Annotated in this window: 22 protein-coding genes (1 of these 22 cut by a window edge); 10 read left to right on the forward strand and 12 right to left on the reverse strand. The window is 74.4% G+C overall.

Annotation, left to right across the window (positions count from 1 at the left end; all coding sequences use genetic code 11):
* Positions 1-28: 28 nt before the first annotated feature.
* The 3 genes from OG386_RS34655 to OG386_RS34665 are packed head-to-tail and all read right to left on the reverse strand — an operon-like array spanning position 29 to position 2,305.
* Complete coding sequence (locus OG386_RS34655; RefSeq protein ID WP_328791318.1) at positions 29-898, reverse strand: biotin-dependent carboxyltransferase family protein; 870 nt, start codon at positions 896-898, stop codon at positions 29-31.
* A complete protein-coding gene (locus tag OG386_RS34660) occupies positions 891-1,514 on the reverse strand; it encodes a 5-oxoprolinase subunit B family protein (protein WP_328791319.1) in 624 nt (207 codons plus the stop codon). Before OG386_RS34660 ends, OG386_RS34655 begins: the two co-directional genes overlap by 8 nt.
* Positions 1,511-2,305 (reverse strand): LamB/YcsF family protein, encoded by a 795-nt coding sequence (locus tag OG386_RS34665; protein ID WP_328791320.1) that lies wholly within the window; start codon positions 2,303-2,305, stop codon positions 1,511-1,513. The genes OG386_RS34660 and OG386_RS34665 overlap by 4 nt, the downstream gene beginning before the upstream one ends.
* Before the next feature lie 99 nt (positions 2,306-2,404).
* Here OG386_RS34665 and OG386_RS34670 point away from each other — a divergent pair, with 99 nt between their 5' ends.
* From OG386_RS34670 to OG386_RS34680, 3 genes are all read left to right on the forward strand, one after another.
* On the forward strand, positions 2,405-3,910 hold the full coding sequence (locus tag OG386_RS34670) for a hypothetical protein (RefSeq protein WP_328791321.1): 1,506 nt from the start codon (positions 2,405-2,407) through the stop codon (positions 3,908-3,910).
* Between the two features lie 244 nt (positions 3,911-4,154).
* Entirely contained in the window at positions 4,155-5,066 is a 912-nt protein-coding gene (locus OG386_RS34675) for a hypothetical protein (protein WP_328791322.1), read from the forward strand.
* A 74-nt stretch (positions 5,067-5,140) separates the two neighbouring features.
* Entirely contained in the window at positions 5,141-9,889 is a 4,749-nt protein-coding gene (locus OG386_RS34680) for a hypothetical protein (RefSeq protein ID WP_328791323.1), read from the forward strand.
* A 43-nt stretch (positions 9,890-9,932) separates the two neighbouring features.
* On the opposite strand, the gene OG386_RS34685 is transcribed toward OG386_RS34680, so the two are convergent.
* A complete protein-coding gene (locus OG386_RS34685) occupies positions 9,933-10,391 on the reverse strand; it encodes a hypothetical protein (RefSeq protein ID WP_328791324.1) in 459 nt (152 codons plus the stop codon).
* 426 nt (positions 10,392-10,817) lie between these two features.
* On the opposite strand from OG386_RS34685, the gene OG386_RS34690 reads away from it, so the two are divergent.
* From OG386_RS34690 to OG386_RS34705, 4 genes are read left to right on the forward strand one after another with little or no spacing between them, the layout of a single operon-like run.
* Positions 10,818-13,649 (forward strand): nitrate- and nitrite sensing domain-containing protein, encoded by a 2,832-nt coding sequence (locus OG386_RS34690; protein ID WP_328791325.1) that lies wholly within the window; start codon positions 10,818-10,820, stop codon positions 13,647-13,649.
* On the forward strand, positions 13,646-14,083 hold the full coding sequence (locus tag OG386_RS34695; protein ID WP_030016314.1) for a roadblock/LC7 domain-containing protein: 438 nt from the start codon (positions 13,646-13,648) through the stop codon (positions 14,081-14,083). Before OG386_RS34690 ends, OG386_RS34695 begins: the two co-directional genes overlap by 4 nt.
* Positions 14,084-14,093: 10 nt before the next feature.
* Complete coding sequence (locus OG386_RS34700; RefSeq protein WP_030016312.1) at positions 14,094-14,561, forward strand: DUF742 domain-containing protein; 468 nt, start codon at positions 14,094-14,096, stop codon at positions 14,559-14,561.
* Positions 14,542-15,168 (forward strand): GTP-binding protein, encoded by a 627-nt coding sequence (locus tag OG386_RS34705; protein ID WP_030016310.1) that lies wholly within the window; start codon positions 14,542-14,544, stop codon positions 15,166-15,168. The genes OG386_RS34700 and OG386_RS34705 overlap by 20 nt, the downstream gene beginning before the upstream one ends.
* A gap of 145 nt (positions 15,169-15,313) precedes the next feature.
* Here the strand turns inward: OG386_RS34705 and OG386_RS34710 are convergent, their stop codons facing one another.
* The 3 genes from OG386_RS34710 to OG386_RS34720 are packed head-to-tail and all read right to left on the reverse strand — an operon-like array spanning position 15,314 to position 17,380.
* Positions 15,314-16,504 carry a lipid-transfer protein gene (locus OG386_RS34710; protein WP_328791326.1) on the reverse strand — a complete coding sequence of 397 codons (1,191 nt, stop codon included), beginning with the start codon at positions 16,502-16,504 and terminating at the stop codon, positions 15,314-15,316.
* The gene (locus OG386_RS34715) at positions 16,501-16,977 is read right to left on the reverse strand and encodes a Zn-ribbon domain-containing OB-fold protein (RefSeq protein WP_328791327.1); all 477 of its coding nucleotides are present in this window, start codon (positions 16,975-16,977) and stop codon (positions 16,501-16,503) included. The genes OG386_RS34710 and OG386_RS34715 overlap by 4 nt, the downstream gene beginning before the upstream one ends.
* 34 nt (positions 16,978-17,011) lie before the next feature.
* Positions 17,012-17,380 (reverse strand): DUF962 domain-containing protein, encoded by a 369-nt coding sequence (locus OG386_RS34720; RefSeq protein WP_266598888.1) that lies wholly within the window; start codon positions 17,378-17,380, stop codon positions 17,012-17,014.
* A 139-nt stretch (positions 17,381-17,519) separates the two neighbouring features.
* On the opposite strand from OG386_RS34720, the gene OG386_RS34725 reads away from it, so the two are divergent.
* On the forward strand, positions 17,520-18,029 hold the full coding sequence (locus OG386_RS34725) for an NUDIX domain-containing protein (RefSeq protein ID WP_328791328.1): 510 nt from the start codon (positions 17,520-17,522) through the stop codon (positions 18,027-18,029).
* Between the two features lie 57 nt (positions 18,030-18,086).
* Here OG386_RS34725 and OG386_RS34730 read toward each other — a convergent pair whose 3' ends face one another.
* From OG386_RS34730 to OG386_RS34745, 4 genes are all read right to left on the reverse strand, one after another.
* Entirely contained in the window at positions 18,087-18,524 is a 438-nt protein-coding gene (locus tag OG386_RS34730) for an SRPBCC family protein (RefSeq protein WP_327386509.1), read from the reverse strand.
* Between the two features lie 36 nt (positions 18,525-18,560).
* Positions 18,561-18,905, reverse strand: coding sequence for an ArsR/SmtB family transcription factor (locus OG386_RS34735; RefSeq protein ID WP_328791329.1), 345 nt, complete (start codon positions 18,903-18,905; stop codon positions 18,561-18,563).
* Complete coding sequence (locus tag OG386_RS34740; protein ID WP_328791330.1) at positions 18,902-19,387, reverse strand: SRPBCC domain-containing protein; 486 nt, start codon at positions 19,385-19,387, stop codon at positions 18,902-18,904. The genes OG386_RS34735 and OG386_RS34740 overlap by 4 nt, the downstream gene beginning before the upstream one ends.
* 123 nt (positions 19,388-19,510) lie before the next feature.
* Positions 19,511-21,859 carry a glycoside hydrolase family 31 protein gene (locus OG386_RS34745; protein ID WP_328791331.1) on the reverse strand — a complete coding sequence of 783 codons (2,349 nt, stop codon included), beginning with the start codon at positions 21,857-21,859 and terminating at the stop codon, positions 19,511-19,513.
* Between the two features lie 220 nt (positions 21,860-22,079).
* Here OG386_RS34745 and OG386_RS34750 point away from each other — a divergent pair, with 220 nt between their 5' ends.
* Positions 22,080-24,062, forward strand: coding sequence for an acetoacetate--CoA ligase (locus OG386_RS34750; RefSeq protein WP_328791332.1), 1,983 nt, complete (start codon positions 22,080-22,082; stop codon positions 24,060-24,062).
* A 63-nt stretch (positions 24,063-24,125) separates the two neighbouring features.
* On the forward strand, positions 24,126-25,049 hold the full coding sequence (locus OG386_RS34755) for a hypothetical protein (RefSeq protein ID WP_328791333.1): 924 nt from the start codon (positions 24,126-24,128) through the stop codon (positions 25,047-25,049).
* Positions 25,050-25,118: 69 nt separating this feature from the next.
* Here OG386_RS34755 and ptsP read toward each other — a convergent pair whose 3' ends face one another.
* Positions 25,119-26,445, reverse strand: the 3' portion of a protein-coding gene (gene ptsP, locus OG386_RS34760; protein ID WP_328791334.1) for a phosphoenolpyruvate--protein phosphotransferase. Its footprint extends 344 nt past the window's final position; only the last 1,327 of its 1,671 coding nucleotides appear in the window; the start codon falls outside the window, past its right edge; its stop codon occupies positions 25,119-25,121.

The following is a 26,445-nucleotide window of genomic DNA, read 5'->3' on the forward strand; positions in this document are numbered from 1 at the left end:
GTACTTGGCCGCAGCCCCCGAAAACGTTTCATCGGGACCTCACGAACCTGACCGGGATCCCCGGCCGGGCCTGCGCCGCCGCGTCCAGGGCCCGGCCCGGCGGGACCACGCCCACCACCGGATAGCCGCCCGTCACCGGGTGATCGGCCAGGAACACCACCGGCAGCCCGTCCGGCGGCACCTGGACCGCGCCCAGCACCATGCCCTCGCTGGGCAGCTCGCCGGTCCGGGCGCGGACCAGCGCGGTGCCCGCCTCCGTGCGCAGGCCGATGCGGTTGGACGCCGCCGAGACGCGGAACTCCGAGCGCCACAGCCCGGCGAGGGAGGCTCCCGTGAACCAGTCCGCCCGCGGCCCCAGCCGCAGCGGGAGCAGCAGCTCCGCAGGCGGCCCGGGCAAGCCGCAGGCATCCGCCCCGGGGGCCGGATCCGGGCCCGGCGGGCCCACCGGCAGCAGCATCCCGGCCGACAGGACCGGCGGCCCCAGCCCGGACAGCAGGTCCGTGGAGCGACTGCCCAGGACCGGCGGGCCGACCAGGCCTCCCCGCACCGCGACGTAGCCGCGCACTCCCGACTCCGTCCGGCCCACCTCCAGCTCCGCCCCGGCCGGGAGCCGGACCGGCGCCCCCCAGGCCACCGGGCGACCGGAGATCCGTACCGGACAGGGCGCGCCCGTGACCGCCACGACGGTCGCAGCCAGGGCCCGCAGCCCGACCCCGTCCAGGGTCGTCTCCAGCGCCGCCGCGTCCGGCGCGTTGCCGACGAGCCGGTTGGCCAGCGCGTACGCCGCCGTGTCGAGGGCTCCCGAGCGCGGGACCCCCAGGTGCGCGTACCCCGGGCGGCCCCGGTCCTGGACCGTCGTCAGCGCCCCCGGCCGCACCACCAGCAGCCCCTCAGCCACGGCCGTCCTCCTGCGTGAACCGCACGCGGACCCCGGGCGCGAAGAGCGCCGCCGGTTCCCGCTCCGGGTCCCAGAGCACCGCGTCCGTGGAGCCGATCAGCTGCCAGCCGCCGGGGGAGGAGCGCGGGTACACCCCCGCGTACTCCCCGGCCAGCGCCAGCGAGCCCGCCGGGACGGCCGTACGGGGCGTCCCGCGGCGGGGGACGTGGAACCGCTCCGGCAGCCCCGTCAGGTAGCCGAAGCCCGGCGCGAAACCGCAGAAGGCCACCCGGAAGACGGCCCCGCCGACGATCCCCGGGACCTCCCGCGGGGCGACCCCCCACAACCGGGCCACCTCAGCCAGGTCCGGGCCGTCGTACCGCACCGGGACGGTCACCAGCGACCCCTGCGTGGGCGCGAGCGGCGGCACCGCCCACCGCGCGATCCGGGCACCGAGCGCCGCCGGGTCCCGTACGCCGTCCAACAGCACGGTCCGCGCGGCCGGCACGAGGTCCCGTACGGGTCCCAGCTCGCCCGCGTCCCGGCGGCGCAGCAGCTCGGCGTGGAGCGCGGCGACCTCGTCCGCCGAGTCCAGCTCGATCAGCAGCGCCCCACCGCCCACCACGAGCGTCCTCACGCGAAGGCCTCCACCCGGACCCCGGCCGCGCCCAGCGCCTCGCGGACCCGGCGGGCGAGCCCGGCCGCCCCGGGGGTGTCCCCGTGCAGGCACAGCGAGCGCGCGGCCACCCGGACCGGCGCCCCGTCGGCCGCCGTCACCGCACCCTCGGCCGCCATTCGGACGGCCCGGGCCACGACCGTGTCCGGGTCGTGCAGCACGGCGTCCGGCTCGCTGCGCGGGACCAGGGTCCCGGCGGGCGTGTAGGCGCGGTCGGCGAAGGCCTCCGGTACGGGAGCCAGGCCGGCCTCCCCGGCGGCGGCGAGCAGCAGCGACCCGGGCAGCCCCAGCACCGGCAGGCCCCCGGTGGCACCGGACCCGGCCGCGAGCCGGACGCCCGCGACGACGGCGGCGGCCTGGCCGGCGTCGTGCACGGTGCGGTTGTAGAGCGCGCCGTGCGGTTTCACGTAGGACACCCGGGAGCCGGCCGCCCGCGCGAACACCTCCAGCGCCCCGATCTGGTAGGCCACCTCGTCGGCGAGCTCGTCCGGCGGCACGTCCATGGAGCGCCGCCCGAAGCCGGCCAGATCGCGGTAGGACACCTGCGCGCCGATCCGCACGCCCCGCTCCGCGGCCAGTTCGCAGACCCGGCGCATGATGGACGGGTCGCCGGCGTGGAAGCCGCAGGCCACATTGGCGCTCGTGACGACGGAGAGCAGGGCCTCGTCGTCGGTGAGCGCCCAGCGCCCGAAGCCCTCGCCGAGGTCGGCGTTGAGGTCGATCACGCGAGCGGATGCGATCATGGAATCCATGCGCCGAGCGTAGAGCAGGCGGCCGGAGCGGATGCCGGGACGATCCGGCCGAACCATGCCGTTTGGGATGTTGTCAGCAACAGGACCTAGTCTTTGTCCGTGACTCTCCCTGCCCCGGCGAAGACCCTTCCGTCCCCGGCGCCGGGCCCGGCCGCCGACGAGGGCCTGGCCCGGCGGCTCCGCGCCCTCGCCTGCACCGCCCCGCTGCACGACCTCGACGTCCGCAAGGCCAATCTGGCCGGCGAGTACGGGGTCTACGCGATGGCGGAGGTCGCCCTGGCCGCGATCGACCTGGTCACGCTGAACATGGACTTCGACACGGGCGCCGACCACGAGCAGATAGTGGCCAGGCTGCTGCCGCGCGTCGCGGCCCAGGCCCCCGCCCGCCCGGCGGCCGAGCACGAGCGGGTGGCCCGCTGGGTGCTGGAGAACCTGATCAACGTCGGCAGCGTGGACCGCGGCTTCCGCGCGATCTACGGCACCTTCGGCCCCGACGGCGTCTACGTGCGCCGGGACTACGACTTCAAGCTGATCGAAGAGGTCCCCGGCTACGGCGGCGTGGTCTACCTGCGCACCACCGACGAGGCCGTCAACGTCCTCGTCGGCGCCCTCGACACGGACGTCACCAGCGCCCAGATCGCCGCCGAGGTCAAGCTGGAGGTGCTGATCAGCCGCGGCCGACTGGCGGACGCCCAGCTCGCCGCCGAGCAGGCCCGCTACCGGACGGTCCAGTACGCCGAGACCCTGCGCCGCACGCTGGACGCGACGCGCCGCAACGTCCGGGCGGTGGACTGGCTCCGGGCCGTGCCCGACATGATCGCCGAGGCGCTGGACCACGTCGCCGACCGCTACCGCCACGAGAACGCGATCCTGACCAACATCCGCAAGGCGCGCGACGAGGCGGAGGAGCCGGAGAACAAGCGGCGCGCGGCCGAGCTCGTCGACATCGTCAAGGACTGCATCCGCCGGCACACCCAGCTCCAGTCCCGGCTGCTGGACGCCGGCCCGCTGTTCCGCGCCGAACAGGACCGCCAGGCCTTCGCCGCCCCGGCGCCCCGCTCCGGCATCGACCTGTACGGCCAGCTGGTCGCCCCGCTGCTGCCGCTCCCCCTGGAGCAGGCGAGCCGGGTGACCACCGCCTTCTTCGCCTCCGGCGCCGGGCTGCGCACGCCCGTCTCGGTGCGGGTGGCCGACCTGGTCGAGATCCTGCTGACCCCGCCCGTCGAGCGCGAGCACCTCGGTGCGGAGATGCCCGAGCCGGACCTCATCGCCACCCCGGACGACAGCCGCTTCAGCGAGGAGCAGCTCGCCGCCGCGATGGCGCTCCTCGACCTCCCGCACGACGCCCCGCGGCGGCTGTCCGGACTCCTCGCGGAGGCCCGCCGCAGCGATCCGGAACTGCCCTACCTGGTGGCCCTGCTGGCCGTCCACGCGGCGAGTCCGGCCGTCGGCACGGCGTACCGGCAGGGGGAGGAGCGGCTCCTCTTCGCGGTGGACGACGGCACGCAGCTCGACGACCACGAATTCGGCGGCGCCGACCTCATCGTCGGCACCGCCCTCCTGGACGCCGCCGGCATGGCCGCCGACCGCGCGGAGGCCTCGTGACCGCCTCCGCCCTGGCCGGGCTGCCGTGCCGGGCCATTTCAGCCCCGCCGGCGTTTGAGGCGCGGGGCCTGGGGCGGAGCCCCAGGAAACCCGGCTCCGCCGGGCTCCGGGCCCTGCCCGGACCCTCCCCCAGCTACTGCTGGGAGGCGCCCCCTGCTCAAACGCCGGCGAGGCTTGAAAGTCCGGCGCCACGCAGTGGACCCCGTACCGCCCGAACGACCCGCACCGCCGAGGAGACGTACCCGTGAGCGACCACCACGCCGAGCACCCCGCGTGGAGCGAGCCCGACGCGCCGTCGGCTCCCGCGCACGCCCCCGTGCCCGCCGGCACCGCCGCGGTGACCCCCGCCGACGCCGCCGACGCGGCCCGGCTCGTCGCCTTCGGGCTGCAGCCCAAGCTGCTCCCCGCCCGGGACGCCGAGTACGCGGAGCTGCTGCGCCGCTACCGCGAGGACCCCGCCTTCGCCCGGCTCGCCGACGCCGTCGCCACCGGCCTGGGCCTCGTGGTCCTGGAGGTGTCCCCGCGCGCCGGCATGGCCGTGGCCGCGGGCGAGGACTCCGTCTTCGCCGTCCGGATGGGCGACTACGCCCGCCGCACCGCCGCCGACTCCGCCGACCGCTTCCTGCACGGCCTCGCGCACCTCGCCGTGGCCGCCCTGGCCTTCCCGCGCCCCGAAGACCTCGCCGACGACGGCTACATCGGCCGCATCACCGTCAACGGCGTCGACGCCTTCGTCCGGCAGACCTGCCGCCGCCTGGAGGAGCGCGCCGAGGAGCTCGGCGAGAACACCGACCCGGCCTCCGACGCCCCCGGCCTGGAGGCCGCGTGGCGCGTCTACGCCCGCCGCAGCGCGACCGGCGCCACCAAGGACGCCCGCCGCCTCGCGGGCTCCACCACCGGCATCGTCGGCAAGGCGGCCGCCTTCCTCACCGACTCCGGTTTCCTCCAGCGCACCGGGGACGAGGCCGGAGGCACCTACCGCACCACCCCCCGCTACCAGCTCCAGGTCCGTGACATGGCGGGCAGCGCGGCGATGGCCGAGCTCCTGGAGCTCGGCGTGGTCTCCGTCAGCGACGGCTCCGCCACCCTGCTGCCGCCGCCCGAGGGCGACGACCTGGAACTCGCCGCCGACGCCGGGCTCCCGTTCCACGCGTGAGCCCCCGGGCCCCGCGGCCCGTGCCCGATCCCCGTACGTCCTGCCTCACCCAGACACCACGAGAGTCCGCCGCCATGTACGAGCTGTCCCGGATCCGCCTCTACTCCATCGGGCCCGCCGGTGCGCGCTACGCCGACACCGTGCTCGACCTGCGCGGAGTCGGCGAGCCGGTGCCCCACCCGGCGCCGGCCCAGGCGGAGTTCTTCGAGGACGAGCCCACCGGCCCGCCGCGCCGGCCCGCGCCCGCCGGTGTGCTCTTCCTGGAGAACGGCGGCGGCAAGTCCGTCCTCCTCAAGCTGATCTTCTCGGTGATGCTCCCCGGCCACCGCAACACCCTCGGCGGCGCCAGCTCCGGCGTCCTGCGCAAGTTCCTGCTCGCCGACGACTGCGGTCACGTCGCCCTGGAGTGGCAGCACACCCAGACCGGCGAGTGCGTGGTCGTCGGCAAGGTCAGCGAATGGCGCGGCCGCCAGGTCTCCAACGACCCGCGCAAGTTCGCCGAGGCCTGGTACTCCTTCCGCCCCGGCCCCGGCCTGAGCCTCGACAGCCTGCCCGTCGCCGAGGCCACCTCCGTGCGCTCGCCCGTCGAAGGCGCTTCTGGGGCCCAGGGCCGCCGCCGCACGATGAAGGGCTTCCGCGACTCCCTCACCGAGGCGGGCAAGGCGTACCCGCACCTGGAGGTGTACTTCGAGGAGATCCACGACCGCTGGAACGAACACCTCACCGAACTCGGCCTCGACCCCGAACTCTTCCGCTACCAGCGCGAGATGAACGCGGACGAGGGCGAGGCGGCCGGCCTCTTCGCGGTCAAGAAGGACTCCGACTTCACCGACCTCCTGCTGCGGGCCGTCACCGACACCCGTGACACGGAGGGCCTCGCCGACCTCGTCCACGGCTTCGGCAACAAGCTCGGCCGCCGCGCCGAACTCATGGCCGAACGGGACTTCACCGCAGGCTCGGTGGACCTGCTCACCCGCATCGTCGAGGCCGCCGGAGCCCGCTCCCGGCTGCGCGACGTGCACGCGGGCGCGGAACGCCGTACGCGCACCCTCGCCCGGCGGCTGTCCGCCCGCGCCGCCCAGGAGCGCGGCCGGGCCGCCGACCTGGCCCAGCGGGTCACGGGCGCCGCCCACCAGGTCACGGCCGCCGAGTCCGCGCGCACCCGCAGCGCCGCCGTCTCCGCCGAACTCGCCTACCGGCACGCCTCGCTGGCCCTGACCGTCGCCGACAAGGCCGCCGCGGCCCAGCGCCGCGAACTCCTCGAAGCCCGGACGCTGCACTCCGCGTGGCAGGCCGCCGAGAACGTGCTGCGCCACCGGGCCGCCGCCGACCGCTCCGCCCGCGTCGCCGCCGCGATCCTGGAGGCCGAGCGGGACGCCGCCCCGGCGCTGGCCGCCCGTGCCACGGCCGCCGGCGAGCTCGTCCGGGCCCTGCACACCGCCGCCGAGCACGGCGAGCGGCTCGCCAACGAGGAGGAGGAGCGCTCCGCCGCCCTCCAGGCCACCGGCGAGGCCTCCCACCGCGACGCCACCGCCGCCGCCACGGCCGCCCAGCGGGCCCGCAGCGAGGCCGAGCACCTGCGCTCGCGGCTGGCCGAGGTCCAGCAGGAGACCGCCGAGGCCGTCCGTGCCGGCTGGCTCGACGACACCGCCCCCGACGCCGACCCGGCCCGCGCGGCCCTCGCCGCCACCGACGCCGAGAAGACCGCCGTGGCCGCCTGGGACGAGTCCCGGGAGGCCGCCCGCGCCGCCGCCGAGGCCGCCCGCGAGGCCGCCGCTACGGAATCCCGCGCCGAGCTCACCGCCGCCCGCGCGGCGGACGCCGCCGACGCGGCCGAGGCCGCCCACGACGCCGAGCACCGGGCCGCGGCCTCCCTCGCCACCGCCCCGCGCCTGGCCGAGCTGCTGGGGCTCCCGTCGGTGCCCGCCTCCTTCCTCCCCCACCCGCGCACGCAGAGCGGCGCCCCCGGCGCCTTCGCGGGATCCGGCGCGCAGGCCGCGTCGGCGGGGGCGGCGCACGCCGCGCACGGCACCGGCGAACCCGGGCCGGCGGCCCAGGCGGGGCCCGCCGGCCGCCCCGACGCGGCCGGAGCCGGCGGGCTCACGGTCGCCGACCTCGACCGGAACGCCGACGACCTCCGCCACCTGCTCACCGACGGAGTCGCGGCCGCCGAGCGCCAGCTCTTCGAGCTGCGCACCGCGGCCGCCGACGACGCCCGCATCCTCGGCGCCCTCGGCGACGGCGGCCTGCTGCCGCCCGGCCCGGACGTCCTGGCCACCGTCGAGTACCTCGGCGAGCACGGCATTCCCGCCCTCCCCGGCTGGCGCTACCTCGCCCAGTCCGTGGACCCCGCCGACCACGCCGCCGTCCTCGCCGCCCGCCCCGAACTCGTCGACGGCGTCGTCATCACCGACCCCGACACCCACGGCCGGGCCCGAGAGGTGCTCTCCGGCGCCGCCCTGCTGCCCCGCTCCACCGTCGCCGTGGGCACGGCCGCCGCCCTGCTGGCCCCGCTGCCGCCGGCCGGCGACGCCGCCGACTCCGGTGTGTTCCTTGTACCGCCGAACCCGGCCATGCACGACGAGCACGCCGCCGACGAGGAGCGCCAGGCGCTGCGCGCCCGCGCCGCCGCCCGTGACACCGAGATCCGCGACCTCGCCGCCCGCCTCGGCGGTGACCGCGAGCTCGCCGCCCGCCTCGGCTCCTGGCGCACGGGCTGCCCGCCCGGCCGCCTCACCGAGCTCGCGGAGGCGGCCGCCGCCGCCCGGATGTTCGCCGAGGAGGCCGACGCCGAGCTCGCGGAGGCCCGTACCGTACGCGCCGAGGCCGACGAGGCCGCCGCCGACGCGGCCCGCGTCCGCGAGGAGCGCCAGGACACCGCCCAGCGCGCCCGCCGCGTCGCCGACGCCCTCGCCGGGCTCGCCTTCCGGCTGCGCGAGCGCGCCGGCTGGCAGGCCAAGCTCCGCGAACTCGCCGACGACGCCGCCGAGTCGGAGGCCCGCGCCGAGGTCTGCTTGGACCGGGCCCGCGCCGCCGACGAGGACCGCCGCGCCGCCCAGCGCGCCGCCGACGACGCCCGCCGCACCGCCCGCGCCCTGCGCGCCGAACGCGCCGAGATCGCCGGCGCCCCCGACCAGCTGCCCGACAACGCCGGTGACGGCCCCCGGGCGCCGCTGCCCGACCTGCGCGAGGCCTACCGCGCCGCCTCCCAGCTCTACGAGAAGGTCGGTGTCGGCGCCGACCTGCGCGCCGAACAGGCCCGCGCCGAGAGCGACGAGAGCGCCGCCCTGGCCGAGCTCGACCGCCTCACCAACAAGGTCCGTACCCGGGCCGCCCAGCTCCTCGAAGGCACCGACGGCGCCGACGGCCCCTCCCGGCAGGCCGCGGCCGCCCGCGCCGAGTCCCTCGTGCAGATGCTGGAGACCCGCGCGTCCACCGCCAGCGAGCAGCTCGGCCGACTGCGCGGCGAGGCGGAACGGCACGCTCCCACCGAGGGGGAGGCGCACACCGAACTCCCCGAAGAGCTCGTCCCCGAGGACGTCGAGCAGGCCCAGGCCCTGCTGCGCACGGCCACCGCCCAGCTCGTCGCCCACACCGCGGCCGTGGAGAGCGCCCGGGCCGCCCACGCGGACCTGCTGCGCGCCCACCGCACCGCCGAGGACGGCGCCGGCGGCTTCGACGAGACCGCGGCGATGCTCAGGGACCTGCTGCGCGACCACACCCACCAGGACGACGAGCAGGAGCCGGTGCCCCATGCGGGCACCCTGGAGGAGGCCCGCCAGTCCGCCACCGAGGCCCGCCGCTCCCTGCGCGGCTGCGCGGGCGAGCTCTCCGCCGCCGAGTCCGCGGTGCGCGAGGCGAGCGACATCCTGGTCCGGCACGCCAACGCCACCCGCTACGAGCAGGTACGCACCCCCGCGCGCCAGCAGATCCGCGAACTGCCCGCCTCCGCCCTGCCCGAGCACGCGGCGGCCTGGGCCGCGGCCTTCGCGCCCCGGCTGCGCGTCCTCACCGACGAACTGGCCCAGCTGGAGCGCAACCGCGACAGCATCGTCGACCGCCTGCGCGGCCTCGTCGAATCGGCCCTGGCCACGCTCCGCTCCGCGCAGCGGCTCTCGCAGCTCCCGGAGGGACTCGGCGAATGGTCGGGCCAGGAGTTCCTGCGGATCCGCTTCGAGGAGCCGGACCAGGCCACGCTCACGGAACGGCTCGGCGAGGTCATCGACGAGGCGACCCGCGCGGCCGTGAAGAAGAACAGCAGCGCCTCCTTCGGCGAGGGCCGCCGTGACGGCATGTCCCTGCTGCTGAGGGGCGTCCAGGCGGCCCTGGAGCCCAAGGGCATCTCCGTGGAGATCCTCAAGCCGGACGCCGTGCTGCGCGCCGAGCGGGTGCCGGTGGGGCAGATGGGCGACGTGTTCTCCGGCGGGCAGCTGCTGACCGCCGCGATCGCCCTGTACTGCACGATGGCGGCGCTGCGCAGCAACGACCGCGGCCGCGACAAGCACCGGCACGCGGGCACGCTGTTCCTGGACAACCCGATCGGCCGCGCCAACGCCACCTACCTGCTGGAGCTCCAGCGGGCCGTCTCCGACGCGCTGGGCGTCCAGCTGCTCTACACGACCGGCCTGTTCGACACCACGGCCCTCGCCGAGTTCCCGCTGGTGATCCGCCTGCGCAACGACGCGGACCTGCGGGCGGGCCTGAAGTACATCAGCGTCGAGGAGCACCTGCGCCCGGGTCTGCCGCAGCAGTCCGCCGAGGCGGAGACCATCCACGGCGAGATCACGGCCACCCGTATGTTCCGGCGCAGCGGCGTTTCGTGACGCGCGGCGTTTCCTGACGCGCGGCGGTGCCGGCGCGAGGGCGTCAGCGCGTGGAATAGCGGCCGGAAGCCGCCAGAGGGCCGTCCTCGCGGGGTATTCGGCCCGCGGCGGCCTTCCGTGCCTCCCGGGCCGCCCGGGAGGCACGCCGGGCCTCCTGGCGGCGGCTGCGTGCCGTGCTGCTCGGCTCCGACAGGACCCCGTACCGCTGGTTCCAGGTCTGCCGGGTGATCCACACGTCCAGCACGCCCCAGGTGGCCACGATCGTTCCCGCGATCGCCCCGAGACCCATCGGGAGGGCCAGCCAGGACCCGGTCAGGGTCAGGAAGAACGTGATCGTCGCCTGCGTCAGGGTCACGGCCACGATCAGCACCGCCCGCACCGCGGAGGTCCGTACCGAATCCGGCATCCGGCGCCGTCGGGCCGGCTCCTCGACCCATAGTCCCCGCCCGGCCCCGCCGGCCCCCAGGCCCGCACGCGCGCCGCCGCCCTCGTCACTGCTCATGGTCCGCTCACTCCCCACCGCGCGGTCCGTCATGCCTGCTCGTCCTGCCTACTTGCCACGTCTGCCCACCACGTCCGCCTCCCACGTCCGTTCCGACGCGCCCCCTCGAACAGACAGACGTTCGGCGGCGCCAAGAGATTCCCGGATCGCGGATGCCCTTGCCCGGCCCGAACGATCGCGGAACGAACAATTCCAGCCATCCATCGGGTTGCAGGAACTGACGCCCCACCAAGTGTCATCTGCCACATATCGGGCTGCTGTTGACCGGAAGTGTCGGACAACTGGTGATCTTCCTCCCAGGGGCAGGCCGAAAACGTCCGGACACGCCTTCGAAGCTGCCCCCCAGCAGTAGTAGGCTCACGCCGTTTAAATGACGGAACACCGACCCCCGGCAACGGGGTTGACCTGGGGGAGGCTGGGGAGGCCATGCGCTTTCGCGGGAAGTCCATCCGCCGGAAGATCGTGGCGTTGCTCCTTGTGCCGCTCGTCTCCCTGACCGCCCTCTGGGGCTTCGCGACAGTCATCACCGGCCGTGAGGCCATCCAACTCTTCGACGTGGCCTACATCATCGACAAGGTCGGCTACCCCGTCGAAGACGTCGTCCGCGTCATCCAGAAGGAACGGCGCCAGACCCTGGTCGTCCTCGGCGACCCCAGGGCCGCCACCGCCACGGCCGAACTCACCAAGCGCCGCGCCGAAACAGACCGGGCCGTCGAGCAGATCAGCGTCAGCGCCCGCGACGCCAAGGTCATCGACGAGCTGAGCCCGCAGAGCGCCCAGCGCCTGCACTCGATCGTCGCCGCCTTCCAGGGCATCGGCACCATGCGCCGCTCCGTCGACCAGAACGCCCTGGACCCCACGCAGGCCCTGGACCTCTACAACCGGCTGGTCGACCCCTGCTACGACTTCCTCATGAACCTCCACGGCCTGGACAACGTGGAGGTGGACAAGGAAGGCCGCGCCCTCGTCGGCATCAGCCGCGCCCGCGAACTGCTCTCCCGCGAGGACGCCGTCATCGCCTCGGCCCTCGCCGCGCGCAACGTCACCGCTCCCGACGTCCGCCACGTCTCCGACTTCGTCGCCAAGCGCACCCTGCTCTACGAGTTCAACCTCGTGACCCTCCCCGCCGAGGACCGGGAACGCTTCGAGAAGTACTGGAAGGACCCCGAGACCCAGGCCCTGCGCGACGCCGAGGAACGCTTCATCGTCGGCGGCGCCGTCAACAAGCCGCGCAGCGTCACCGCCGCCCAGTGGGACGAGGCCTCCACCAAGGTCCTCGAAGACCTGGCCGCCATGAACACCGACGCCGGCAACCGCTACCAGGAGCGCATCGAGCCCGTCGCCACGGACGTCATGGTCCAGGCCGCCGGCGCCGGTGTCCTCGGCTTCCTCGCCCTGATCGTCTCCCTGGTGCTGTCCGTCCGCATCGGCCGCGACCTCGTCCGCGACCTGTCCCGGCTGCGCAAGGAGGCCCACGAGGCCTCCGGCGTCCGGCTGCCCAGCGTGATGCGCCGACTCGCCGCGGGCGAGCACGTGGACGTGGAGACCGAGTCGCCCCAGCTCGAGTACGAGAAGGACGAGGTCGGCCAGGTCGGCCAGGCCCTCAACACCCTCCAGCGCGCCGCCGTCGAGGCCGCCGTCAAGCAGGCCGACCTGCGCCGCGGCGTCTCCGAGGTGTTCGTCAACCTGGCCCGCCGCAACCAAGTGCTGCTGCACCGCCAGCTGACCCTCCTCGACACGATGGAACGCCGCACCGAGGACACCGAGGAACTGGCCGACCTCTTCCGCCTCGACCACATGACCACCCGCATGCGCCGGCACGCCGAGGGCCTCGTGATCCTCTCCGGCGCCGCGCCCTCCCGCCAGTGGCGCAAGCCCGTCCAGCTCATGGACGTCGTACGCGCCGCCGTCGCCGAGGTCGAGGACTACGAGCGCATCGAGGTGCGCCGGCTCACGCGCCTGGGCATCGTCGGCCCGGCCGTCGCCGACGTCACCCACCTCATCGCCGAACTCCTCGAGAACGCGACCGTGTTCTCACCGCCGCACACCGCGGTCCAGGTGCACGGCGAGCGCGTCGCCAACGGCTTCACCCTGGAGATCCACGACCGCGGCCTCGGCATGACCCCGGAAGCGCTGCTCGACGCGAACCTCCGGCTCGCCGAGACCCCCGAGTTCGAACTCTCCGACACCGACCGCCTCGGCCTGTTCGTCGTCAGCCGCCTCGCGCAGCGCCACAGCGTCAAGGTCGTCCTCCAGCCCAGCCCGTACGGGGGCACCACCGCGGTGCTCTTCCTCCCCGCGGCCCTGCTGACCGAGGCACCCGAGACGAACGGCGCGGGCACGCGGTTCGACGGCGCCCGTGCCGCAGCCAAGCCCCTCAGGTCCGACAAGGCCGGCCACCTCGGCCGCGCCGGGTCCGAGCGGCCCGCGGCCGCCGCCATGGAGCGCGCCGCCTCCGGCCGCCCGCTGCCCGTCGCAGAACTGCGCGGCCCGGTCGAGCTGGAGGCGCCGCTCCCGGTCGGCGGGCTGGACCGGCTGGACGGCCTCGACGACCCCGCCGCGCTCGACGACGCCCCCACGGCGATCACGAGCCGCACCGGCGCCGCCGGCCGCCCGGTCATGGCCACGCTCGACGACGAGACCCCGCCGAACGGCATCCCGCGCAGCGCCCTCCTGGGCCTGCGCCCGGCGGACCGGCCGCACACCGACCGGCACGCGGACCGCGGCATCTCCCGCAAGGGCGACCGCGACCGCGAGCCGCACGCGCCCACCGGCCCGGTCCGGCTGGACACCCAGCGCGTGGAGACCCCGCGTCCGGACGGCTCCCGCTCCCAGGGCGCCGTACCGCTGCCGCGCCGCCGCCCGACCCCGACCCTCGTAGCCGAGCACGGCCGCCGGGTGGAGCCCCGCCCGGTGTCCGTGGTCCCGCAGCCCGCCCCGGTCTCCGCGGCCGGATCCGATCCCGGCTCCGATGGCGGGGCCGTCGCACCCGGCCCCGGCATCGGTGGGCTGCCCCGCCGGGTCCGCCAGGCCAGCCTGGCGCCCCAGCTCAAGAAGTCCCCGTCCGCCGCCCCCGCCGAAGCCGCCCCCGACCAGGTGGCCGACCGCGACGCGGAAGACGTACGTACGCGCATGTCCGCACTCCAGCGTGGCTGGACGGCGGGCCGCAACCAGCACGCACAGCAGAAGTCCGAGACCGAGGCGGGCACATCCGCCGCCGGCGGTCCCGCGAACGAGAACGAAGGGGACGGTCGATGACCGCACCGCAGACCGGCAACGACACCAGGGGCCGCGGCTCCGGCCCGCTCAACTGGCTCCTCGACGAGCTCGTCGACCGGGTCGGCTCCATCCGCAAGGCGGTGGTCCTTTCCGGCGACGGCCTGCCCACCGGCAGCTCCAAGGACCTGACCCGCGAGGACAGCGAGCACCTGGCGGCGGTCGCCTCCGGCTTCCACAGCCTGGCCAAGGGTGTCGGCCGGCACTTCGACTCCGGCCGGGTCCGCCAAACCGTGGTCGAGCTCGACGAGGCCTTCCTCTTCGTCATGGCCGCGGGCGACGGCAGCTGCCTGGCCGTCCTGGCCGACGCCGACTCCGACGTCGGCCAGGTGGCGTACGAGATGACGCTGATGGTCAAGCGCGTCGGCGACCACCTGGCGACCGCCCCGCGCACCGGGCTGCCAGCCGGAGGGTGAGTCGTAAGGCATGAGCGATTCAGGCCAGGACCACCCCACCGGCATTCCGGGCGGGTTCACCGTCGACCCGCCCTACTCCGACCCCGACCACCTGGACCCCGACCACGCGCACTGGTTCGACGACGACGCGGGGCCCGTCGTCCGCCCGTACGCCATGACCCGCGGCCGGACCAGCCACGCGGGCCAGCACCGACTCGACCTGATCGCGCTCGTCGTCGCCGAACCGGCGGCCGACGATCCGGTCTGGGACATGACCCTCTCCCCGGAACACGCCCACATCCTCGGGCTGTGCCGGGGCCGACCGCAGTCGGTCGCCGAACTCGCGGCCGATCTCGACCTCGCCGTCGGGGTCGTCCGCGTCCTGATCGGCGACTTGGTCGACGAGGAACTGGTCCACGTGACCAGGCCGGTACCACCGGCCGAACTGCCCGATGAATCCATTCTGCGTGAGGTGATCGATGGCCTTCGGGCGCTTTAGCCGCACCGGTGCCATGCACGCGGTGTCGCCGGTCGAGCCGCTGACCTTGAAGATCCTGGTCGCGGGCGGCTTCGGGGTGGGCAAGACCACCCTGGTCAGCGCGGTGAGCGAAATCAGACCGCTGCGCACCGAGGAACGGCTCTCCGAGCCGGGCGTCGGTGTCGACGACACCGGGGGAGTGGAGGGCAAGAGCACCACCACCGTGGCCATGGACTTCGGGCGCATCACGCTCCGCGAGGACCTGGTGCTGTACCTGTTCGGCACCCCCGGACAGGACCGCTTCTGGTTCCTGTGGGACGAGCTCGCCCAGGGGTCGCTCGGCGCCGTCGTCCTCGCGGACACCCGGCGCCTCGCCGACTGCTTCGCCGCCATCGACTACTTCGAGCGGCGCGCGATCCCGTTCGTCGTCGCGGTCAACTGCTTCGACGGAGCCGACCGGCACCCCGTGGTGACCGTCCGGACGGCACTGGACCTCGACCCCGGGGTACCGGTGCTGCTGTGCGACGCACGGGACCGGGAATCCGTGAAGGACGTGCTGGTGGGGGTCGTGGAACACGCGATGTCCCTGGCGCGCGAGCGCCGCCGGAGCCTTTCGGCGGGCGCCTGACACGGGGGCGGCCCGTACCCCCGCCGACTGGGGTACGGGCCGCAGCTCTCACGGGGGGACCGGGGCCCCGGCCGCGGCGCGGGACTGTGGAGCGAGTGTGAACCTGCCGCCGGGAGCCGTCAAGCATGCGGACAACACCAGCAGTTCAGCGCACGGCGACGACGGCAGACCCGTGCCCGAACAACCCCTGGTTCGCCGTGATCCCCGCCCGCGCACCGGGCACCTGCCGCTCCCCGGCCGTGCCGCGCAACTGCCAGGTCAGCTCACACACCTGCGCGATCGCCTGCGCCGGCACCGCCTCCCCGAAGGAAGCCAGCCCGCCACTGGTGTTGACCGGGATCCGGCCACCCAGCGCCGTCGCCCCCTCCCGTACGAGCTTCGCCCCCTCACCCTCACCGCACAGCCCGATGTCCTCGTACCACTCCAGCTCCAGGGCGGTCGACAGGTCGTACACCTCGGCCAGCGAGAGGTCGTCCGGGCCGAGCCCCGCCTCCTCGTAGGCGGCGCGCGCGATCGAGGACCTGAAGGACCCGGCCGCCGGCGCCACCGCCACCGCCGAGTCGGTGGCGATGTCCGGCAGGTCCAGCACCGTCCGCGGATAGCTGGGCGTCACCGTCGAGACGGCCCGGATCCGCACCGGATCGGCCACCCCGTGCGCACGGGCGAAGTCCATGCTGGTGAGCACCAGGGCCGCGCCCCCGTCGGAGGTGGCGCAGATGTCGAGCAGCCGGAGCGGATCGGCGACCACGGCCGACGCCGCGACGTCCTCGGCGGTGACCTTCCTGCGGTAGCGGGCGTGCGGGTTGAGTAGCCCGGCCGCCGCGTTCTTCACCTTGACCTGGGCGAAGTCCTCAAGGGTGTCCCCGTGCAGGGCCATCCGGCGCCGGGCGTAGAGCGCGAAGTAGGCCGGGTTGGTGGCGCCGAGCACGCGGAACCGCAGCCAGTCCGGATCGTCGGGCCGGTCGCCGCCGGCCGGTGCGAAGAACCCCTTGGGCGCGGCGTCCGCGCCGACCACGAGCACCACGTCGGCCAGGCCGGCCAGGATCTGCGCGCGGGCGGCTCCGATGGCCTGGGCACCGGACGCGCAGGCCGCGTACACGCTGGTGACCCGCGCGCCCTGCCAGCCGAGCGCCCGGGCGAAGGTGGCGCCCGCCACGTAGCCCGGGTAGCCGGAACGCACGGTGTCGGCGCCGACGATCGACTGCACCTGCGTCCAGTCCAGTCCGGCGTCGGCCAGCGCCGCCCGCGCGGCGGCCCGCCCGTACTCGACGAAACTGCGGCCCCATTTGCCCCAGGGGTGCATACCGGCCCCGAGGACGGCGATGTCGGTGCTCACTCGGCGCCCCCCACCGGCCGGAACTGCCAGGTGGTCCAGACGGTCCCGGCGGTCCCGATGGTTCCGGGATCCTCGTTCAGCACGCCCCCGACCACCTCGACCTCCATACCGACTGCCAGATCGGCGACCCCGACCCCCGGCGCGGCCTGCCCCAGGACCACCATCCCCTCGGCCGCCAGCTCCACCGCGACCAGCGTGTACGGCTCCCAGGGCGCGTCCGGGTCGGACACGTACGGCGCGGGCGGCCGGTAGCGCCCGTCGGTGTAGGACCAGACCCGGCCCCGCGGGGACAGCGGCACCTCGGCGAGCTCGCCGCCGCCGGGGCAGCGCGGATTGCGGCAGTACGCGTCCTCGCGCGGGAAGAACACCGCGGTACAGGCCGAGCACCGGGTGCCGAGCAGCCGGAAGCCGCCGCCGTCCGGTGCGTCCTCGGTGAACCACCCGCTCACGACGGGTGTGCGTGTGCGTGCCACGGTGCCCCTCCCTGGTCAGCAATCTGACGGATCGTCAGGAGTCTGCCACGGGCGGACCGCCCTGACACGGGTTCTCGGCGAGCCACTTCTGCGCGATCTCGCCCAGCTCCGCGTCGCGCCCGGCCAGCATCATCCGGATCATCTGCGCGTCCCCGCGCAGCGACCATCCCGGATGGCCGAAGGTGGCCGGGTTGTTGCCCTCGATCAGGAAGTGCGCGGGCCAGGCGGTCCCGTACCCGATCAGGGGGAGGGCGGCGAGGTATCGCCCGCGGCCGCGCGCCAGCCCGTAGGCGGTCACGGCCAGACCGGTCAGGGTGCCCGTGAGGTGGATCCAGCGGGTGGCGGCGCGCGAGTGCATCGCGACGTAGTAGGGCCAGAACTCCTCGTACGAGGTGAAGGTCATGCGGGCACGGTACTCACGGCCGCCCGACGGCGACAGCGACGGGGAGCGTCGAAAAGGCCGCCGGGACGTGCCCCGGGCGCGGCCGGCCGCGCTCCGGCAACAGCCGCCGTCCGCACACCCCTTGGCATACCATCGCCGGATGCCGGCACACCTGAAGGACTCGCACTGCTCCACCTGCGGAGCCCCGTACTCCAGCCCCGAGTGGCCCCGCACCTGCGCGGTCTGCGGGGCGACCGCCTACCGAAACCCGCTTCCGGTGGCCGTCACCCTCCTCCCCGTCGAGGACGCGGACGGCACCGGCCTCGTGGTCATCACCCGCACCATCGAACCCGCCCTCGGCGGCGTCGCCCTCCCCGGCGGTTTCATCGACTTCGGCGAGGACTGGCGCGACGCGGTCGTCCGTGAACTCTTCGAGGAGACCGGCATCACGGCCCCGGCCGAGGAGGTCGTCCTGGCCGACGCCCTGAGCTCCCCGGCGGGCCACCTCCTCCTCTTCGGGCTCCTGCCGGTCCGCCCGGTCGCGGAACTGCCCGCCTCGAAGCCGACGGACGAGACCACGGGCTGGCACGTCCTGCACACCCCGTCGGTGCTGGCCTTCCCCCTGCACACCCGGGCGGCGGCGTCCTGGTTCGCGGGCGAGTACGCCTGAGCCCGACGCCGTGGGCCCGACGCCGTGAGTCCGGCGCCGGGCCCTGCGGAGCCGGTGTCAGTGCCAGTTGCTGATCTGTACGTCCCGCGGGTGCGGCGCGCCGGAGCCCGTCTCCACCAGGGACTTCAGGCTCATCAGGAAGATCGCCCACTTGGTGCTGCAGTGGTTCATGAACTCGACCGGTTCGCGCCAGCCCGCGTGCGCGAACATGAGGATCGTCCACTCGCCGTCCTGGGTCAGCTCGAAGCTCACCGTGGTCCCGACCCACTCGGCCGGACCGTCGGCGACCTCCCACAGCACCCGTGCGTTCGGCCGCAGTTCGAGCACCTTCATGTCGAAGCCGCCGAGGTCGCCGAACCGGAACTCCAGGACGCCGTCGCCGTTCCCGCTCGTGTCGGTCGTCCACCACGCGGCCAGTCCCTCGACCGTGGTGAGCGCTTCGTACACCTTCTCCGGGGTCGCGGTGATGCCTACCCGGTGCAGGATGTCCACCATCTCGATCTCCTCACTTCTCCGTGTCGGTTCTCCGTGTCACTGCTTCTCGTTCTTGGCCCGTTGGATCGCTTCGGCGAGGCTCTTGACGCGCCGCAGCCGGGCGTCCCACATCTCGCCGACCGAGTTCAGTTGCGCCGCGGCCCGGGCCAGCTGGGCCTCGTCCACCCGGTAGCGCTTCTCCCGTCCCGCCGGCGCGGACCGGACCAGCCCGACCCGGTCGAGCACGGCCAGGTGTTTGGTCACGGCCTGCCTGGTCACCGGCAGGTGCGCGCTGAGGGTGGTCGCGGTCCCCTGGCCGTCGGCCAGCAGGAGGTCGATCATCCGGCGCCGGGTCGGGTCGCCTATCGCGGACCAGAGGTCGTCGTCGACGGCGGTGCTCATCGCGCGGCCGCCAGTCGATCGGCGGTCGCGACCAGGCGCGGCAGGTAGAAGTCCCAGCCCTGCCGGTGGTCGTCGTAGTGGGCTTCGAGCACGGCGGCCTCCCAGCCCCGTTCGCGGTAGCCGCTCTCGCGGAAGCGGACCGTGGTTCCCGTCCCCGCGGGCAGGAGCTCGAAGGTCACCAGCAGCGAGTTGCCCGGACCTGCCGCCTCCGTCTCCGTCTCGTCGTAGGTCCACCGGAACGAGAACATCCGCGGCGGGTCGGCCTCGACGACCGTGAACGGCGCGGACTGCTGCCGACCGGTGTCCTGATCCGTCCACGTGAGACGGGCGGTCGCGCCCGCGGCCGGCTCGAACGCGGTGGTCTCGGCGCTCCACCACTCCCGGATGTGCTCGGGGCTGCTCAGCACCTCGAACACCACCTCGGGTGAGGCGTCGATGTGCAGCTCGCGCTCGATGCTCCCGTACTCCATGGCCGTCTCCATCTTTCGCAACCTTCGGTTGCATATAAAGCTAACCCTCCTTCGGTCGATACGCAACCGATGGTTGCGTATCGACCGAAGGAGGCAGCGACACCACGGGCCCGTACGGCCGCCGGCCCCGTGCGCCTACAGGCCCCGTACGGTGACCCCCTCCACCCGGTTCCCCGCCTCGTCCTCCACCACCACCGCGTCACGCAGCCACCGCACCGCGTACCGCTCCACCTCACCCGCCCCGAAGCCCGGCCCCGGGTCCCGGATCACCACCCCGCCCCCCGTGCGCCCGCGCGCCGGAGCCCAGACCTCCAGCTCCACCCCGTCGCCGGAGGCGGCGCGCACCGGCAGCACCGACCCCGCCCGCGCCAGCACCGGGATCCGGCCCTGCGGCGCGTCCAGCAGGATCTGGCCCGGGCCCTCGTACGCCGCCCCCGTCGCCGTGTCGTACCAGCGCCCCCGCGGCAGCCGCACCGCCCGCCGGTCCGCCCCGCACTCCAGCACCGGCGCCACCAGCAGCGCATCACCCAGCAGGAAGGCGTCCTCGCAGTCCCGCAGCCGCCGCTCCTCCGGCGCCCCCCACCACAGCGGCCGCACGTACGGGGCCCCCGTCCGACGCGCCAGGTGGGCCAGCGTCACGAAGTACGGCCGCAGCCGTTCCCGCTCCGCCATCACCGCCCCGGCCTGCTCCGCCACCTCCGGCCCGAACTCCCACGGCTCCCGCCGCCCCGCCCAGATCGCCGAGTGGGTCCGGAACAGCGGTAGGTAGGCCCCCAATTGCAGCCACCGCACGTACAACTCCGGCGACGGGGAACCCCCGAACCCCCCGACGTCCGGGCCCGAGTACGGCACCCCGCACAGTCCGAGCCCCAACACCAGCGCCAGCGAAGCCCGCAGCCCCTCCCAGCTGGACTCCACGTCCCCCGACCAGGTGCCCCCGTACCGCTGCATCCCCGCCCACCCCGACCGCGAGAACAGGAACGGCCGCTCGGCGGGTCGCAGCCGCACCAGCCCCTCCCACCCCGCCCGCGCCATCCCCAGCGCGTACACGTTGTGCCCCTCGCGGTGGTCACCGCCCGCCCCGTCCAACGCGTGCCGAGCCGACCTCGGCAGCGTCGTGTCCCCGAACGGAGCGAAGGACACCGGCTCGTTCATGTCGTGCCAGAAACCGGCGAAGCCCTGCGCGAGCCGCTCCTCGTACAGCCCGCCCCACCACTCCCGCACCGCCGGATCCGTGAAATCCGGGTACGCGCACTCGCCCGGCCACACCTCACCGCGCACCTCCCCGCCCCGCGCGTCCCGCACGAACGCCCCGCCCGACCCCACCGTCAGCCCCGACGCGTGCACCCCGTCGCCCGCCTTCACCGCCGGGTCCACGATCGACACGAGCCGCACCCCCAGCTCACCCAACTCGCGCGCCAGCCCTGGCAGATCGGGGAACCGCCCCTCGTCCACCGTGAACACCCGGTGCCCGTCGTAGTGGTCGATGTCCAGATGTACGGCCGACAGCGCGAGCCCGCGCGACGCGTACCCCGCCACCACCCGCCGCACCTCTTCCGCGCTCCCGAACCCCCACCGCGCGTGCTGGTACCCCAGCGCCCACTCCGGCGGCACCGCGGCCGCACCCGTCAGCCCCGACCACCCCTGCAACACCCGCGCCGGCGTCCCCACCAGCACCCAGCACCGCAGCGGCCCGCCCTCCATCCGCAGCTCGCTCGCCCCCGGCCGGTCCGCCCCCGAACCGGCGCCCTCCTCACCCTCGCGCAGCACCACCCGCCCGTCCCACGAGTTGTCGTGGAACACCAGGTGCGTCCCCGCGTCCGCCACCACCAGCTGCACGGGCATCGTCAGGTACAGCGGATCGGCCCCCGGCCCGAAGCCCCCCTTCGGATCCGTGTTCCACAGCCGGTACGCCCCGTCCCGCAGCCGCGGCCCCGCGGCCCGCCCGCCCAGCCCGAAGAACCGCGCGTCCGCCGGCACCTCGCTCCGCTGCAGCCACCGCGCCGCACCCATCCGCGGATCCACCGGCTCCCACCACCGCGGCGGCGCCTCCCGCCGCAGCACCGTCCCGCCCGGCGTACGCACCTCCAGCGCCCCGTGCCGCGACACCGCCACCGTCACCCGCTCCGACACCACCCGCCAGCCGCCCCCGGTGTCCGGCTCCAGCACGGCCCGCGGATCCGGCTCGGGGCCGTCGCCCACCACCGCGTACGACGGCGTCGGCCCGGCCCCGTCCCAGCTCCAGAACACCGCGCCGCCCACCATCACCCGCACCAGCAGCTCGGAGCGCGCGAACCGCAGCACGCCCCCGCCCGGGAGGGCCTCCGTACCGGTCAGCAGCCCGGGGACGCGCGCCCGCTCCGCGCCCCGGCGCGGAAGCCCCACCGCGTCCGAGCGCCGGTGGCGCCAGGCCGAGCGCCAGGCGCGCCGACCGCGCTCCGTACCGATGTCTTTCACCGCACGTACCAGATCACGACCGTTCATGCCGCTCACCCTGCCACCGGCCCCCGACCGAGGGGACGGCGTTCAACTGTCGTTCACCCGGCAGCGGACCCCCGTGTCGATCATCCGACCCGCCAGGACGGCCCTGGTGCAGCGGACGATCACATGGCATGGTCCCTGTGAGCCGCTGCGCCCACACCCCCGCGCGACGGCACCGTACGCACACGAAGCGCGAGCCGCAGACTTGACCGGGAGCCGACCCATGACCTCAGCCACGCAGCCGGAACCCCTCTGGGCGCCGGGCCCCGACCGGATCGCCGCGGCCCGGATCACCGCCTTCCAGGCCTGGGCCGCCGAGCGCCACGGAGCCCCCGCCGACGGCGGCTACCCCGCCCTGCACAGCTGGTCCGTCGACGAGCTCGACACCTTCTGGCAGGCCGTCGCCGAGTGGTTCGACGTCCGCTTCACCACCCCGTACGCATCCGTCCTCGCCGACCGCTCCATGCCCGGCGCGCAGTGGTTCACCGGAGCCACCCTCAACTACGCCGAGCACGCCCTGCGCGCCGCCGAGGACCCGGCCCGCGCCGACGACCCCGCCCTGCTGTACGTGGACGAGACCCACGAGTCCGTCCCGGTCACCTGGGCCGAGCTCCGCCGCCAGGTCGGCTCGCTCACGGCCGAACTGCGCGCCCTCGGCGTACGCCCCGGCGACCGGATCAGCGGCTACCTCCCCAACATCCCCGAGGCCGTCGTCGCCCTCCTCGCCACCGCCGCCGTCGGCGGGGTCTGGACCTCCTGCGCCCCCGACTTCGGAGCCCGCAGCGTCCTCGACCGCTTCCAGCAGGTCGAGCCCGTCGTCCTGTTCACCGTGGACGGGTACCGCTACGGGGGCAAGGAGCACGACCGCCGCGACACCGTCGCCGAGCTCCGCGCGGACCTCCCGTCCCTGCGCGCCGTCGTCCACATCCCGCTCCTCGGCACGCCCGCCCCCGCCGGCGCCCTCGACTGGTCCGCCCTGACCTCGGCCGACACCGAGCCCGTCTTCGAGCCGGTCCCCTTCGACCACCCCCTCTGGGTGCTGTACTCCTCCGGTACGACCGGGCTCCCCAAGGCCATCGTCCAGTCCCAGGGCGGCATCCTCCTCGAACACCTCAAGCAGCTCGGCCTGCACTGCGACCTCGGCCCCGAGGACCGGTTCTTCTGGTACACCTCCACCGGCTGGATGATGTGGAACTTCCTCGTCTCCGGCCTGCTCACCGGCACGACCGTCGTCCTCTACGACGGCAGCCCCGGCTACCCCGACACGGGCGCCCAGTGGCGCATCGCCGAGCGCACCCGCGCCACCCTGTACGGCACCTCCGCCGCCTACGTCATGGCCTGCCGCAAGGCCGAGGTCCACCCGGCCCGCGACTTCGACCTCTCCGCCGTGAAGTGCGTGGCCACCACCGGCTCCCCGCTGCCGCCCGACGGCTTCCGCTGGCTCCACGAGGAGGTCGCCGAAGACCTCTGGATCGCCTCCGTCAGCGGCGGCACCGACGTCTGCAGCTGCTTCGCGGGCGCCGTTCCCACCCTCCCGGTGCACATCGGCGAACTCCAGGCCGCCTGCCTCGGCACGGACCTCCAGGCCTGGGACCCCTCCGGAAAGCCGGTCACCGGCGAGGTCGGCGAGCTCGTCGTCACCAACCCCATGCCGTCCATGCCGATCCACTTCTGGAACGACCCCGACGGCAGCCGCTACCGCGACAGCTACTTCGAGATGTTCCCGGGCGTCTGGCGCCACGGCGACTGGATCACCATGACCGACCACGGCTCGGTGATCATCCACGGTCGCTCCGACTCCACGCTCAACCGCCAGGGCGTCCGCATGGGCTCCGCCGACATCTACGAGGCCGTCGAACGCCTCCCCGAGATCAAGGAATCCCTGGTCATCGGCCTGGAGGAGCCGAACGGCGGCTACTGGATGCCGCTCTTCGTCCACCTCGCCCCCGGCGCGACCCTCGACGACGACCTGCGCGCCCGGATCAAGGCGACGATCCGCGAGGAACTCTCCCCGCGCCACGTCCCCGACGAGGTCATCGAGGTCCCGGCCATTCCGCACACCCTCACCGGCAAGCGCATCGAGGTCCCGATCAAGCGCCTGCTCCAGGGCGCCCCCCTGGCCAAGGCCGTCAACCCGGGCTCCGTCGACAACCTCGACCTCCTGCGCTTCTACGAGGAGCTGGCCCGCACCCGCACCCGCGGCTGAGGCCACTGTCAGTGGCGATGGTTACTCTGAGTTAGCAATTGATTGCGATGCTCAGGGGGAGCCATGCCACGCAAGAACGACACCGGAGCGCAGACCGGCGCGCACCGGACCCGCACCACCGACCGGCGCCGCCTGCTGCGCCGCGAGGTCCCCGGCACCGTCGGCCTCCTGGCCGACGCCGGGGACTTCGCGGCCATGCGCGGCTACCGCAGCTTCACCTTCGACGACCACCAGGACTACCTCCACCACGTGGACGGCCTGCTCAGGTCCCGCGCGGCCCAGGGCATCCACACCACCGTCGCCCTCTTCGACCCCGAGGAGTACGCCGAATTCTGCGGGGAGACCGGCCTCGACCCGGACACCTCCGAAACCCGCGCCCGCTTCACCGCCGAGCTGGCGGGCAGCGGCGCCCTCCTGCCCTACAGCGGCCAGCCCATCGACGAGCTGGTCCCGCTCCTCGTCGACGAAGCCGTCCGCCAGGCCACCTGGGAGTACGCCACCGGCGTCCTCGCCGAGGTCGGCCACTGCGCGGACTGTGGCGAGGACATCGGCCACTCCTCCTTCGACCGCGCCACGGACGCGCTCAAACGCCTCGTGGCCGGCGCCGGACCCGGCCACCACCACTTCGTGTGCAGCATCCCGACCGAAACACAACAGCTCGTCGCCGTCCTCCACGCCGACACCACCGACGACCCGGACGCCCCGCCCCGCGTCGACAGCCGGGCGGGCCTCGACTTCGTGACGGTCCTCGCCGCGGGACTCGCCCTCGGCGGCCCCGGGGGACTGGTGGTCCGCACCACCGGTGAGGGCCGCCGCGACCGGGTCCACGGCTGGCGCCTGGACCGCGGCCGGCTCACCGCCCTGTCGGCCGCGGCCGTCTTCAACGCCTACTGCACCGACGCCGACACCGGAGAACCCGTCGCCCCCGAATCGGGCGTCGAATACTGCCCGGGGTACGAGGTCGACGCACCCGGACCGCACCACTGACCGGTCCGGAACGGACCGAGGGGCCCTCGCCACCGGCGAAGGCCCCTCGAAACCACACCACACCACCGGCTACTCGCCGGACAGCACCGCCTGCGCGGCCACACGGGCCTCTTCGGCGCTGTCCGCCGCACGGGCCGCCGCTGCGGCACGCTCGCACTGGGCCAGCGTGTACTTGGCGAGCGTCGCCCGCACATAGGGGATCGAAGCGGCACCCATCGATAGAGAGGTGACACCCAGACCGGTCAGCACACAGGCCAGCAGCGGATCGGAAGCGGCCTCGCCACAGACGCCGCAGCTCTTGCCCTCCGCCTTGGCGGCATCCGCCGACAGGGCGATCAGGTCGAGCAGCGCCGGCTGCCACGGGTCCTGGAGCCGCGAGACGGCACCGACCTGACGGTCGGCGGCGAAGGCGTATTGGGCCAGGTCGTTCGTGCCCAGCGACAGGAACTCGACTTCCTGGAGGATGGAGCGTGCCCGCAGCGCGGCGGAGGGGATCTCCACCATCGCGCCGAACTTCGCCTTCAGACCGGCCTCCCGGCAGGCGTCCGCAAAGGCCTTGGCATCGATCCGGTCGGCGACCATCGGCGCCATGACCTCAAGGTAGACCGGCAGCCCCTCGGCGGCCTTGGCCAGCGCGGTGAGCTGCGTACGCAGCACGTCCGGGTGGTCGAGCAGCGAGCGCAGCCCGCGCACACCCAGCGCCGGGTTGGGCTCGTCGCCCGGCGTCAGGAAGTCCAGCGGCTTGTCGGCGCCGGCATCGAGCACCCTCACGACGACCCGACCCTCGGGGAAGGCCTCGAGCACCTTGCGGTAGGACTCGATCTGCTTCTCCTCCGACGGCGCCTTCTTGCTGTCGTCCAGGAAGAGGAACTCGGTGCGGAACAGACCCACACCCTCCGCCCCCGCCTCGACGGCGGCCGGCACGTCGGCGGGACCGCCGACATTGGCCAGCAGCGGCACCTTGTGACCGTCGGAGGTCGCACCCGGACCGGACGACGCGGCCAGAGCCGCCCGGCGCTCGGCAGCCGCGGCCTCCAGCTCGGCCCGCTTCTGCGGCGACGGGTTCAGGAACAGGTCGCCCGTGCTCCCGTCCACCGCGATCACGGTGCCCTCGGCGATCTCACCGGCACCCGGCAGGGCCACGATCGCCGGCACGCCCAGCGCCCGCGCGAGGATCGCGCTGTGGCTGGTCGGCCCGCCCTCCTCGGTCACGAAACCGAGGACGAGCGCCGGGTCGAGCAGCGCCGTGTCGGCGGGAGCCAGGTCCCGCGCGATCAGCACGTACGGCTCGTCACTGTCGGGCACGCCCGGCATCGGGACGCCCAGCAGCCGCGCCACGATGCGGTTGCGCACGTCGTCCAGGTCGGCGACCCGGCCGGCCATGTACTCGCCGGCC

The organism is Streptomyces sp. NBC_00273 (assembly GCF_036178145.1).
In the GTDB taxonomy this organism is placed as follows: Bacteria; Actinomycetota; Actinomycetes; order Streptomycetales; family Streptomycetaceae; genus Streptomyces.

Excerpts from the sequence above, each read along its gene's own strand:
- OG386_RS34740 (WP_328791330.1), bottom strand. The coding sequence starts at position 19,387 with ATGGAGACGGCCATGGAGTACGGGAGCATCGAGCGCGAGCTGCACATC.
- OG386_RS34745 (WP_328791331.1), bottom strand. The coding sequence starts at position 21,859 with ATGAACGGTCGTGATCTGGTACGTGCGGTGAAAGACATCGGTACGGAG.
- OG386_RS34750 (WP_328791332.1), top strand. The coding sequence starts at position 22,080 with ATGACCTCAGCCACGCAGCCGGAACCCCTCTGGGCGCCGGGCCCCGAC.
- OG386_RS34755 (WP_328791333.1), top strand. The coding sequence starts at position 24,126 with ATGCCACGCAAGAACGACACCGGAGCGCAGACCGGCGCGCACCGGACC.
- OG386_RS34685 (WP_328791324.1), bottom strand. The coding sequence starts at position 10,391 with ATGAGCAGTGACGAGGGCGGCGGCGCGCGTGCGGGCCTGGGGGCCGGC.
- OG386_RS34705 (WP_030016310.1), top strand. The coding sequence starts at position 14,542 with ATGGCCTTCGGGCGCTTTAGCCGCACCGGTGCCATGCACGCGGTGTCG.
- OG386_RS34700 (WP_030016312.1), top strand. The coding sequence starts at position 14,094 with ATGAGCGATTCAGGCCAGGACCACCCCACCGGCATTCCGGGCGGGTTC.
- OG386_RS34690 (WP_328791325.1), top strand. The coding sequence starts at position 10,818 with ATGCGCTTTCGCGGGAAGTCCATCCGCCGGAAGATCGTGGCGTTGCTC.
- OG386_RS34735 (WP_328791329.1), bottom strand. The coding sequence starts at position 18,905 with ATGAGCACCGCCGTCGACGACGACCTCTGGTCCGCGATAGGCGACCCG.
- OG386_RS34665 (WP_328791320.1), bottom strand. The coding sequence starts at position 2,305 with ATGGATTCCATGATCGCATCCGCTCGCGTGATCGACCTCAACGCCGAC.
- OG386_RS34680 (WP_328791323.1), top strand. The coding sequence starts at position 5,141 with ATGTACGAGCTGTCCCGGATCCGCCTCTACTCCATCGGGCCCGCCGGT.
- OG386_RS34730 (WP_327386509.1), bottom strand. The coding sequence starts at position 18,524 with ATGGTGGACATCCTGCACCGGGTAGGCATCACCGCGACCCCGGAGAAG.
- OG386_RS34725 (WP_328791328.1), top strand. The coding sequence starts at position 17,520 with ATGCCGGCACACCTGAAGGACTCGCACTGCTCCACCTGCGGAGCCCCG.
- OG386_RS34720 (WP_266598888.1), bottom strand. The coding sequence starts at position 17,380 with ATGACCTTCACCTCGTACGAGGAGTTCTGGCCCTACTACGTCGCGATG.
- OG386_RS34695 (WP_030016314.1), top strand. The coding sequence starts at position 13,646 with ATGACCGCACCGCAGACCGGCAACGACACCAGGGGCCGCGGCTCCGGC.